The organism is Dysgonomonas sp. BGC7, assembly GCF_001261735.1.
Lineage (GTDB): Bacteria > Bacteroidota > Bacteroidia > Bacteroidales > Dysgonomonadaceae > Dysgonomonas.
Window position 1 is genome coordinate 1 of sequence record NZ_CVRP01000023.1, and the last position, 12,103, is coordinate 12,103.

Here is a 12,103-nt window from a genome sequence, read left to right on the forward strand (position 1 = left end):
ATATACCCTTATGGGCGCACATGCACATGGGGATTCCCGTTGTCGAAATGGCGCACGATAATGTATTGCGTATCCGTTATATTCATTTCCCGCATATACTCCTTAGCCAATGTTACCATAGCCCCGTCGGTCAGCTTCTTTTCATCATCAGGGGAATAACTTAACGAGATATGCCCTACTGGTTGCTTTATATCCGGCTTCATCATGGACTGGGTAATGAAGCTTTGTATAATATTGTTCCTGTTTTGCAGGAGCACTCCGTCGGCAGCCAGCAGCTTTGTGTCTTGCTTGCCAGTCACATAACGGATACAGCCCTTAAAAGCGGCTCCCTTTGAGATTTTTCCAATCATCGGACAGACTGTTAATGATTTCTACTATGATCCCCTTCAATTTCGTCAGGTCAACGGCAACACTCATAAAGCCGTCCTTGTTGGCGGCACGTGCCAGTTGGTTCAGGTTATTGGCTTCTCCCGCTAACTTTCGGAGCGTATCGGCATCGTCTTTGCTGATCCGTTGCACGACCTTAGCCGACAATAACGCTGAACGTACAAAGCGGCTCAGGCTTACCCCTGCATCCCTTGCCCTTTTTTTCAGGGCGAGATATTCTATTGTTGTTACCCTGACACTGACGACTTTCTCTTTCAGGCGGGCAGAAACTTTATTTTTTGACACTGAATTTTCGATTTTATTTTGCATGATTCTTACCATTAAAATGAATATAAACTTCAACTTTTCCTGTATGTATCCTCTCTCAAAACTGCGACCAACGGGAGCGGTTTTCCCCTGGCGGAAGCCGGGGCAAGGTAGGAAATGTATACATTTCCATAACCTTGCTTCGCTAACACGGCAAAGGGTGGCTTACATCCCAATCGGTATGCTTACTTTACTTGATTTACTTACAACTTCTTCCAACTTTCGACGTCTTCCTTGTATTCTTCTAAGTGTTGAGTTACCAGATTCTCGACAAAGCCTGAAACGCTTGATTTTTCTGTACCCAGTTTACGGACTATACCGACTATCTTCTCCCGAAGTTCATTGCTGATAAATACGGTTTTGCGATCGGTAATCTTCGGAACTGAAAGAAAGGTTTGTTGATAGTCGGATAAACCGGCTTTACGTTGCTTAGAGGATACAGCCTTCTTTGTTGACTGAAGTAGCAAACTTTCTTTTTCTGACACTGCATTATCAGTAGGCTGAGTGTTTACAGTTGTCTCACTGTCCAGAGGCTGTTCAATGGGTGCAGTAGAATTACTTAATCCTTTTTGAGGATTGATATAATCATCTACATTGAAATTCTCTACTTTTTTATTTTTTGAATTTTGACTCATCGTATTGTTTATTTAGTTGTTTTGATGTTTTATTAGTAGATTTCTTTCTGGCACTTTCAGCTATAGCCAAAAGTGTCTGATCCGAATTTGAAGAGGGAGTTGTTTGTCCATCTATCCATTTGAGCAGTTCAGTACGTGAGAATACAATCCTACGACCGAAATAACGGAATGGGAGTTGCTTATTGGCTGTCATCTTATAAAGCCTCGATTTGCTAAGCTTATAGCCATTTTCGGAAAGAAAAGCTAAAGCTTGTTCTACACAGCAGTTATCGGGAATTTTTTGCGGCTTTGTTTCCTGTTCTGATGGGAAGGCATTCTTTACTGCTTTGTGAACAATCTCTTCCAATTGTTCGGGGGTTGTTAAAATAAATTCTTTCATATAGTCCGATTTTAATAATTGATTACTTGCAAGCGTCCTTGCTTTACTCGTCCGAGTCTGCAAGCAAAGTTAAATCGGCTTTATATGAAGAGTTTTATGAATTATCTAACTGGGATAGGTATTCTTACATTATTTTATTCACATTCTACACCTTTGTTTATCAAATATATACACATAAAAAAGAGCCGAAAGGTATCTTTCGGCTCTGTGAATCAATATGAATTATCGTTTGTTGGTTTTCTTATTCGGGGAAGATGTCGGCTACTGCTTTTATAAATCTGTGGTGATTATATACTCCGTCTTTCTCTATAAATTGATTGGAATAAGAGGAATGTGATAAGTCATAGGCATTAAGAAAGGGAATCAGCCATTCTTTTTCATACCTATAGGTTGATACATCGGTTCTGTGTTTCCATATTCGTTTGAGCAGATAATAAAACTGGGTCTTGTCTTTGATCTCAAATGCTTCTACTTTTTGTATTGTAGTTGCAAAAACGTTCAGAAATCCTAACACGGATATGTCTTCCCACAGGGTATTATTAAATTCTTCATGTACTTGTATCAGGGTGGATAGTTTCGTTATACAATCCGGACGTAATTTTTCTTTGTATATTATGCCATTCGATTCTATTTGCACTTTGCCATCAACTGATTGATTGTTTTCAATCTCTATATTTTCTATAGGCTCATCAATTGTGGTTGGCTCGTCAATTTCCTCTTCAACAATAGTTTCTGTTCTTTCTGTTTCTTCTGTATCAGGTTCCGAAATTATTTCAGCTCCGGTTTCAACAATTGGTTTTTCTGCTTTATCTAATTCCCGAACAAAAAATATACTGCTTAATAATAGGATTAAGTGTTCGAATTGAGGTAAAGCCGTTAGATCGGTATAATCGTTTATTGAATTCTTCTCAAACTTCCAATCGTATGTAAAAGAATATTTGGAGTAGTTAAACTCAAAATACCGGGCATAGTCGGATAGATTTAGTTTTTCGAGCATATCGGATAAGATATACCCTGTTATGTGTCTTTTGTCGATACTTGGTTTTCCAAGCAGATAATCGGAAACGAAGTTACGGTCACAAAAATCAGTAGATAGCTCTATGGCTTTATTTATATATTCAGCCTTGTATTGGTGAGTGAGTTTACCTGTTTCATTTTCTGAAACGATCCGTTTACCGTTATTAAAATCTCTGAGTAATTGTTTTGTATAGGGAGTAGTTACAATTGGTATAAAGTGATAGAGCCTCCAAAGAATATAATTATTGTCTTTGAAATAGGACTCCGGCAAGTTTGTCATTACATCTTCAAAGCCTTTATAAATAATTGGTCTTTCAAACTCATCCCGATTTTTGAAGACTTCATCTCTTATGAACTGATAGGTGTTGAAGGATAGTTCTTCGAGTTGTTTGGTTATTGGGTATTCGTTGTATAGTTGCTTGATAATGGGGTTATATTCGACTAGCAAGTCACTGTTGGCTTCGCTCAGGAATAACAGACGGTTGATTGAACAGATAAAGTCTTCGGGGTATGCTTCTCTTCTTGATAGATTATGTTGGACTTCGGATTTAAGTTGATCGAAATCCGGCAGGGTACTTTCAAGGAATAAGTCTATTTTTCTTTCACCGGCATAGGCTTCTTTATTGGATTTTAGCTGATATTTAATCAGACTATTGTATTGTTCTATGTAATAAAGAGTGTCTTTGATAGTATCCATAATCGTAAGTTTTAATCCAAACTAACTTTCCTAAAACTATTGTTCAAGTCTTTTATTTTCTCAATCAGCTTATCAAAAGATAATGAATCTCCATAAATCATAGATGATTGCATTTTACTATAGTCATCTCTCCACTTCGATAACACCTCGCTTGGAGGAACAAAAGAAATTGTTTGTGGTAGTAAAGTCTCATAATCAAAGTCTTTCAATCCAATAAACTTCTTGCGATGCTCTATTACAGCCTTATATAATTCCGTATCATCTAAAGCATCTTTCGCTATCTCTGTATCCATCAATTTTCCTAAATCGTAAATATGCCGAGACATTCTATCTACACGAATGTCATCAGATATCTTTTGAAATTCTTCATGCAACAAACATGCCTTTTCCAAAAATGTACGCTTAGGAGATACTGCTTCTATTTCAAAGTTTTCCTCTGCAAAACTAACTTGGGGATAAGTTTGTGATATAATCGAATTTATTCCTATTTTCTCTTTTGGCTCATTCATTGATCTGCCACTAACCTCAACTAATACTTTATTCTGAATATAGTCAGCCTCAGAAAATACCGACTTGTAGTGGATTTCTATAATTTCAGGATCTGTTGTTGTTGTGGTTACAGTTGTTATATTAACAGTAATTGAAAATAAAGATTTATCTATACCCAAGTTAGCTAACTGCGTTGACAGTTCTGTAGTCAATATATCTCTAGTGAAAGTACATGATGCTCGTCTAAGTTTATCACTAATTTGGGTTTTTGATAATTCTCCACCAAAGCCTAAGTATTCTCTATCAACTGCAATGTCTACGTCTTCTGAGAATCGTTGTATAAGATTCCAACATTTACTTAATGATGTGCCACCCTTGAACGATAGGCTACTTGCAAATGGAGTTGAGAACAAGGCTTTCAATACCATAGTTACCCACCAATCTTTTTCGATAGAAGCAGAAGATAAATATGTTTTACTTTCTATATCCTTAATTATATTTACTCTTCTTTCTTCTTCGACATTAAGCCAGCGATTCATTATCTGAGGTGTTTATGAGTGATAAAATAACATCTGTAATCCAACGGGGGGCAATGTAGGCATCCGATATTACAACTTCTTTTGATTCTAGTTTCAACATTTTTCTAATCTGCTCCAACTCTTCAGTTCTTACTTTATCTTTCCCTATTTCTTTTAATGCAGAAACGACAAGCGGAGTTATTCTTCCTTTAAAGGAAAAGTTTACAGGTGCAGTTTGTTTAAATGTAATAGTTTGTTTTGCAACCTTTATTTTACGAGGAATCCCATCTGTCAGGTAAATAACATTCATCGGCACTTGTGTTGAAAGCCCTAAGCTATTTAATGCAAATAATCCTGTCGGAATTATTCTAGACTTATCCCTTTGCGAAATAGCCTGAGCTACATTATCTACAGATGGATATAATATGCCTAATTCCTTGTCAATAATAGGATATAAGTAGACTCCTCTTGATATTCGAATAATAGTCCCCTCTTTGCCTATACGAGAAAGAGCTTTTCGAACAGAGTCATTATTTCCTAAATGATCAAACTCTTCAGGGAAGAAAATTCTTCCTCGTTTGAAATTTTGGATTATATCTAATACCTGTTGATGAATTGATTGCATCTTTTATCTTCATTATGTCACAAAAGTATAAGATTTTTGTGACAAACTTTATTAATCCTCTCCAAAATTAGTAAGAAATGCAGCATTTTTAATCCTTTCTTCTTTTTCAAATGAAGCAAGATAGGTCTCAGTCGTCTTTAAATCACTATGTCCCAAACTTTCAGAAATATATGCAATATTAGCTCCACTCCTTTTCAATACACTGGCAAAAGAATGTCTGGCTGAATAAGTACTTAATCCCGATATGCCAATAGCCTCACCTATTTTCTTTAAGCGTTTATTAATTCGATGAGTCACATCTTGTATTGTCCGCTTCTGCTGTAAAGGTGTTTCTTCTCCTGTAAGAAAAGGGAATATGTAATTATTGGGACTTTTATCCGGATTTCCCCACTTCTCTATTATTTGTTTCATCTCTGGTGTTAACAAAGCCTCTATCTCTTTTTTCTCTTTAGATGTATGAATTGTCTTAGCTCGATAAAAATGAATTTCATCGCCATCTATATTAGAATATTTAAGCTTTAGCATATCATTTACATTGATACCATTACACAAATAAGAAAAAAACCATAAATCACGATAGCGTTCTGTCGCCTCAAAACCATCTATAAAATTTATAATCTGTTTTATCTGCTGTAAACTTAATGCTAGCTTTCGTCCTTTACCTGAAGGAACTTCATATTTTCCTCTACCAAAAGGATACTGAGCTTCTTTGACTACTCCAATTGTTTTAGCATCATTGAATAATGCTCTGATACATCTGATATAGATTGAAATAGTAGTATAACTTTTCCCATCTTCAACCATTGCTTTTTCATATCGCTTCAACCAATCGATTGTTACGGAATCAAAGGTCACTTTGCTTCCTGCATATTTTTCTAAATATCTAAATGCCGAAGTATATACATCTGAATTACCTATTGAGCCAGACTCTATCAATGTATCTATTTTTGCTTTGAATGCCATATTTAGTGTTTCACCTGTACATTTTCCTAAATACATGTTTAAAGCATCGAAAGAAAAACGCCCTTCGCTCTCTAAAGTTTGAACTGCATTCCTAACTTTCTCAAATGAAATTTGCAGGTCTTTTTTTACATTCAGTAACTCTGAATTCTTAGTTTTTTCAATTTTCTCCCAATCTTGTACACACAAACTCTTTCCGGTCGAATAATATTTCCGGTCTCGTTTGTATGTTATCCGAATCTTTACAGGATAGTTCCCTGTCTTGATTTCTCGCCGATTATCAAGAAATAATGCGATACTAATTCCATTTAAAACATAAGCATCCATAAGCCTTTCAAGTATTCTGTGTGCAAATCTTTATGTGCACACAATTTGCACACAAGTATACGAAATATTTGAAAATAAACAACTATTAGATAATGTTAAAAAATAATATAATCACTGTATGTCAATATAATATGCAACAAGTGAAAAGTATTGAAAACAGAAGAAAATGAAAAAATTATGCTTTGGGAGCAGGGGGTCCCAGGTTCGAATCCTGGTATCCCGACAAAAGAGAAAGCACCTACAGATATGTAGGTGCTTTTTCTATTTCAGAATACTTTCCGATACCTCCTAAATGCGATAGATAAATACAGGATAATTAGAGCGTCACCACTGTGAGTTGTATTCTGTGAAAAAATATAGAAGGATAAAAGTTTCAACCTTTTATCCTTCTATTCTTTCTGTGAAATTTAGATTCCTTTAGAGTTTTATTCTGCTTGTGGTTGGCCCATCAACAACTAATTGTCCATTGTCAGAGACTTCCATCTTATCAATGAATACGACTCGATTTTTTCCGGTTTTTTCAGTACGTGCATGATATACACAAAGCATCTGTCCATTATCGAGAGTGAGCACCATGCAATGTCCTGTGCCTGTAACATCTCCTCCTTTTTCTACATTCTTTTCAAGCACAGGATTATTTTCAGCCTTAACAAATGGCCCTAATGGGTTCTTGGAAGTTGCGTAGCCTACTGCATAATTTGCTCCTCCAAAGAAATTGGCAGAGTACATCATATAAAATGTATCTCCTTTTTTGAAAATATATGAGCCTTCTGTCCAGCGACGATTCACTTCGTGCGATGTTACAGAACGACTTTCCCATTCTGCTTGTTTATCACTCATTTTGAGAGGTGGGCGTAATAACAGTATTGGTTCGCCAATAATGTCTGTAAAGTCAGGCTTTATTTCTATACCATAAATCCAACTTTCTTCTATCTCGTTGTACCATCCTTGCTTTTTTGCCCAATCGGCAACTTCACTTTCTACCGGATTTTTGTAACAACAACGAGAGTAATACAGATACACTTTACCTGTTTCGTCATCGAAATACAGGTTGGCATCTATTATTGGATACCCCGGATCAAAAATAGGTTTTCCGTTCATCTCTACAAATGGCCCTGTAGGGCTATCTGCTACAGCTACGCCTATACGAAAGTTTTCACCTTCATTTGTTGGATTATGCTTCCAATTGGCACTATACCAAATGTAATATTTACCATTCCTTTCGTACACTTCAGGAGCCCAAAAGCAATTGAGCGCCCACGATTCTGGCGTTGCACCTTCGTATACAATACCCTTGTCTGTCCAATCTTTAAGATTATCGGATGAATATACTTTAAATCCGTTAATATTTTCGGAAGTACCATACATGTAAAATTTCCCGTCAGAGGCTTTTAATACAAAAGGATCTCCAAACTCTACGGGCAAAGGATTTTCAATTTCTATAGCCGATTTATTCTCAGTCTTTTTGTTTTCGCTACAAGACAAGAATAAAGAGAAGGCTGTAATTACTATCAGATAAAAGATCTTCATTTTAATATGTGTTGTATTTATTTTTCATTTAAAGCATTACATATCTCCTGATTGATCCGCTTCAGACGAGCTTCATCCAACTTGATAACTTTTCTGTCGTAAGTCATTAATCCGTTAATCTCTACTTCTACATCTGTGGTCTGGGTATAAACGGCTGCTGAAAATCCGGCTGTAATAAGTTTTTTCAAAGCTTCGGCATATTTGACATATTCGTCCGTAACTTCTTTCGAGTTTTTAAACTGTACATATCCCCAGTTTTTGTCAGGTTGCCAGAGATGATCTTTCAGTGGCAATCCTATACCTCCATATTCTCCCAGTACAGTTGCCCGCTGTGCATCGTAAAGAAACATGTCGGGGCCCGGATAATTATGTAGGTCGAGCATATCTCCACATGTATAGTGATTACCTCCACTAGCCGGATTGACAAGGCGTGTGGGATCATAAGCTTTTGTCCAGCCAACTATGTCCTGTGTTTTAAATTGCCCCCATGCTTCATTGAAAGGTACCCAAACACCAATACAGGGATATGAATACAGATAGTCCATTATTTCTTTCCATTCTTCTCTGAAATTAGCTTCCGATTCTGTAGAACGTGTTATTTCTGCTCCTGTAAAATAGTTTCGCATTTGCCATTCGGGAGATCTGTCTCCATTTGGCATATCCTGCCATACGATAATGCCTAGTTTGTCGCAATGCGTATACCAGCGTGCCGGTTCAACCTTCACGTGTTTACGAATCATGTTGTAGCCAAAATCTTTGGTTTTGACAACATCATATTTCAAGGCTTCATCGGTTGGGGCTGTATAGAGCCCGTCAGGCCACCAGCCCTGATCTAAAGGTCCGAACTGAAACAGGTCTTTATTATTCAGTTGGAGACGTACAATGCCATTCTTATCTCGTTTTGTTGAATACTTTCTCATGGCTGTGTAGCTTTTTACTTCGTCAATAACCTTTCCTGCACTGGACAATATTACTCTCAGATCGTATAGGTGAGGAGAATCGGGTGACCATAGTTTATAGTCTTTCATGGCTATTTCTACCTCCTGACCGCTTATAGACTTTCCTGATGCTATAACTTTTCCATTATCAAGTACCGAAACTTCAATTATATCCGCAGAGCTACTATTGTCTGTATCAGCCCAAACACTGATAATTCCTTTATCAATATCAGGTATCGTTTTTAGGTTAGTGATATAGTGTTTAGGAACAGACTCGAGCCATACTGTTTGCCATATACCCGAAACCGGTGTGTACCAAATCCCATGAGGCTTATTCACCTGTTTCCCTCTGGGTTGATACCCTGCATCGGTCGGATCCCACACTTTTACAACGAGTTTGTTGCTTTTTTTCATCAAAGCTGCGGAAATATCGAAAGAGAAAGGGGTATACCCTCCTGTGTGGCTACCTACTTTAATATCATTTACCCAAATTTCAGCCTTCCAGTCTACTGCTCCGAAATGTAACAATGTTTTGCCATTGTGCCATGCTGTCGGGATAGTAAACTCGCGACTATACCATAACTCATTATCTTTTCCCAATGTTTTTTGAACACCGGATAAGCTAGACTCTACAGCAAAAGGCACAAGTATCTTTCCATCAGATTGGTTCTGTTGATACTTGCCTATAGGAACAATGGCATAATCCCATAACCCGTTCAGATTTAACCAATCGGAGCGTTCCATAATTGGTCGGGGATATTCAGGCAAGACATTGTTTACATCTATTGTCGATGCCCATGTCGTTTTTAGTTTTTCTCCGGCAGGAGACCACTGAGAATGCCCTGTTATGGTTAACAGGCATAATGTAATTAGTAAAAATAATCGTCCCATTTTTGATATATGTTTAATATATAGAATTTAGAAATAAGGCTTTTCTATGCGTGACTGTGAAGAATAGTTTACGACAGGCCACTCGTTTTTCCATTTTACTTTGTTCAGCATCAAGACTCTTCCATGAGGATTGTCTTTATCAATCGCATGATAGAAAAGCCAGTCTTGCCCTTTCTTATCTTGAACAATTTCGGAATTATGTCCTGTGCCTACAAAGCGTTCGTTTGCACTAATAAGTATTTCGTGATGATTGTTCATCATAGATTCACCTTTTTTATTTACATAAGGGCCAAACAGATCTTTAGAACGTCCCACAACCGTTGTGTAGGTACTATTTACTCCCTCACAACAAGAACCTATGGAGGCAAACAGATAGTAAAAACCATCGTGTTTGTGGATGTATGTTCCTTCATACGCTGTTCCTGCAATCTGTACTTTTTCACTACCTTTCTTGAGTGCAAGCCCGTCGTCTTCTAATTCTATTCCGTATATTCCTCTGAAACTTCCCCAAAATAGATATTTTCTCCCATTATCCTCTATGTAGAAAGGGTCTATCGAATTCTGTACTCCTATGGTATTACTTCTGAATAACATCCTTTTGTCAGTAAAAGGTCCGCTAGGCGTATCGGCTACTGCTACCCCTATACCGCATGTCCACTCTTTACCCCAAACTGACATAGAATAATAGAGTATATACTTGCCGTTGATAATGTTAATGTCCGGCGCCCATAGTCCTCCGCGAGGTTCGAATGTAGGGCGGGTTTGTTTAGAGAAGACGGTTCCTGTCAGTTCCCAGTCGATTAGATTTTTCGATTTATGAATAGGTATATTGGGTATGTCTTCTGTGGCATATAAGTAGAAGTAACCGTCAGGAGCTTGTATAATTGAAGGATCGGGTAAACTATAATTGATTACCGGATTTGAATATACTGCCTTAGTTCGGCAGCCACTCATTCCTAAACTGAATATTGATATTAGATAAATGAAAACAAATTTGGACATTAATATGTAATTATTATGTTTTATAATTAATGACTTTCTCCGGAGGGTATCGCAACTTTCTCTCCCCAGCCTACAGGAGTACCGAAGTCGGGAGTGCCGTCAGACTTCCATTTGAAACTTTGCATAAATGTTGATCTTCCAGATTCATAAGTTGCGTCATTGCGATTTTTTACATGGTATACAATCCAATCCTCTGTCTCGTCCGGCGATTTTGTGAAACTACAATGTCCTACACCATTAACTCCATTTACACTAGAAGTCTCGTCGCATCGGGTAAATACCGAAGCCGAAGATTTAGTCCAGTTTGTTCTTACCGTAGGATCTTTCAGGGTATCACTTAGCATTACATAGCCTAAGCGATAGTTCTTCGTCCATGATCCATTGCATGAATATACGACAAAAAATTTATTCTTCTCTTTATTTTTTAGAAATGCCGGACCTTCATTTATCTTTGTTGAGGAAGCGACTAGCTCCCAATATTGATCGGCTCTTGATATTATGTGCCTTTTGCTGCTAATAGTATAAGGATTAGACATTTTTGCAATATAAAGTATTTGTTCGGAGGTGCCTTCCGGATATCCAGACCATACAGCATAGAGTTGCTTGTTAAGGTTGAATACGCCAAGGTCTATAGCATAATATGTATTGGCTATAGTAGGTTTTGTTCCTTCTTGATAATTATCTCCTGTATATAGCATTCCCATATCTTCCCATTCACCCATCGGGTCGTCAGTCTTAGCTCTCAGCACCCCGCTTCTCTGTTGATAATATCCCAACTCGGACTTTGGACGCCCTGCTGCATAATATATATACCATCTCCCATCTACACGGTGGAGCTCAGGAGCCCAAACATGTGTAACATTCCATGGCTTTTCGTTTCCTTTGTCTACCGGAGCTTTCCATACACTTTTAGTTGCTGTTATTTCAGAAAGCTTACCGGATCTGGAAATATTGATCCCATCTCCTTGGGCTTTACAGATATAATAATATTCCTTGTGTTTAATGATCCAAGGATCGGGTATTCCTGCTATTGGGTTTGTAAAGGTAAGTTCGCTTTGCGTAATGGTTAGTTCTACAGATTTTAAACCATTGCTGCTTAATGTTATAATGCCGGTACGCTTGTTCGTTGAGTTTTCATCATATACTATCTTTATAGTAGCATTTCCTGTACCATCTTTCTTTTCAGGTCTTAGCCACGAAGCGTTTGTCTCTATTTTCCAAGACGTATTTGACGTGATATAAAGGTTGAAAAATCCGGATGGATTAGCCACTAATTTCTCTTGTGTATTTATACTTAAATACGGCTTTTCTTTATTTTCTGTCTCACCAGAGCTGTCTCCACAACTTAAACATAGGAGAAAAATAATAATTAAATGTAAGTGTTTCATATTATTAAATTAAT

At 37.4% G+C, this 12,103-nt stretch carries 11 protein-coding genes and 1 pseudogene; all 12 read right to left on the minus strand.

Annotated elements, in window-relative coordinates; all coding sequences use genetic code 11:
• Positions 1–17 precede the first annotated feature (17 nt).
• Positions 18–350 (minus strand): annotated as a pseudogene (locus tag BGC7_RS16785) (relaxase/mobilization nuclease domain-containing protein); the annotation flags it as partial.
• Positions 316–696 carry a plasmid mobilization protein gene (mobC, locus tag BGC7_RS16790; RefSeq protein WP_050702764.1) on the minus strand — a complete coding sequence of 127 codons (381 nt, stop codon included), beginning with the start codon at positions 694–696 and terminating at the stop codon, positions 316–318. The gene mobC and the pseudogene BGC7_RS16785, both read right to left, overlap by 35 nt.
• A 200-nt stretch (positions 697–896) precedes the next feature.
• On the minus strand, positions 897–1,328 hold the full coding sequence (locus BGC7_RS16795) for a DUF3408 domain-containing protein (RefSeq protein ID WP_050702765.1): 432 nt from the start codon (positions 1,326–1,328) through the stop codon (positions 897–899).
• A complete protein-coding gene (locus BGC7_RS16800) occupies positions 1,306–1,707 on the minus strand; it encodes a helix-turn-helix domain-containing protein (protein WP_050702766.1) in 402 nt (133 codons plus the stop codon). Before BGC7_RS16800 ends, BGC7_RS16795 begins: the two co-directional genes overlap by 23 nt.
• Before the next feature lie 241 nt (positions 1,708–1,948).
• Positions 1,949–3,421 (minus strand): hypothetical protein, encoded by a 1,473-nt coding sequence (locus BGC7_RS16805; RefSeq protein ID WP_050702767.1) that lies wholly within the window; start codon positions 3,419–3,421, stop codon positions 1,949–1,951.
• Positions 3,422–3,432: 11 nt separating this feature from the next.
• On the minus strand, positions 3,433–4,449 hold the full coding sequence (locus tag BGC7_RS16810) for a nucleotidyl transferase AbiEii/AbiGii toxin family protein (protein ID WP_185112993.1): 1,017 nt from the start codon (positions 4,447–4,449) through the stop codon (positions 3,433–3,435).
• A complete protein-coding gene (locus tag BGC7_RS16815; protein WP_050702769.1) occupies positions 4,433–5,053 on the minus strand; it encodes a DUF6088 family protein in 621 nt (206 codons plus the stop codon). Before BGC7_RS16815 ends, BGC7_RS16810 begins: the two co-directional genes overlap by 17 nt.
• 51 nt (positions 5,054–5,104) lie before the next feature.
• Positions 5,105–6,340, minus strand: a complete 1,236-nt coding sequence (locus BGC7_RS16820) for a site-specific integrase (RefSeq protein WP_050702770.1) — start codon at positions 6,338–6,340, stop codon at positions 5,105–5,107.
• Between the two features lie 417 nt (positions 6,341–6,757).
• Positions 6,758–7,870, minus strand: a complete 1,113-nt coding sequence (locus BGC7_RS16825) for a glycoside hydrolase family 43 protein (RefSeq protein ID WP_050702771.1) — start codon at positions 7,868–7,870, stop codon at positions 6,758–6,760.
• Between the two features lie 17 nt (positions 7,871–7,887).
• Positions 7,888–9,699, minus strand: coding sequence for a glycoside hydrolase family 2 protein (locus tag BGC7_RS16830; RefSeq protein ID WP_050702772.1), 1,812 nt, complete (start codon positions 9,697–9,699; stop codon positions 7,888–7,890).
• A gap of 27 nt (positions 9,700–9,726) precedes the next feature.
• A complete protein-coding gene (locus tag BGC7_RS16835) occupies positions 9,727–10,701 on the minus strand; it encodes a family 43 glycosylhydrolase (protein WP_050702773.1) in 975 nt (324 codons plus the stop codon).
• A gap of 26 nt (positions 10,702–10,727) precedes the next feature.
• Complete coding sequence (locus BGC7_RS16840; RefSeq protein WP_050702774.1) at positions 10,728–12,089, minus strand: family 43 glycosylhydrolase; 1,362 nt, start codon at positions 12,087–12,089, stop codon at positions 10,728–10,730.
• Positions 12,090–12,103 lie beyond the last annotated feature (14 nt).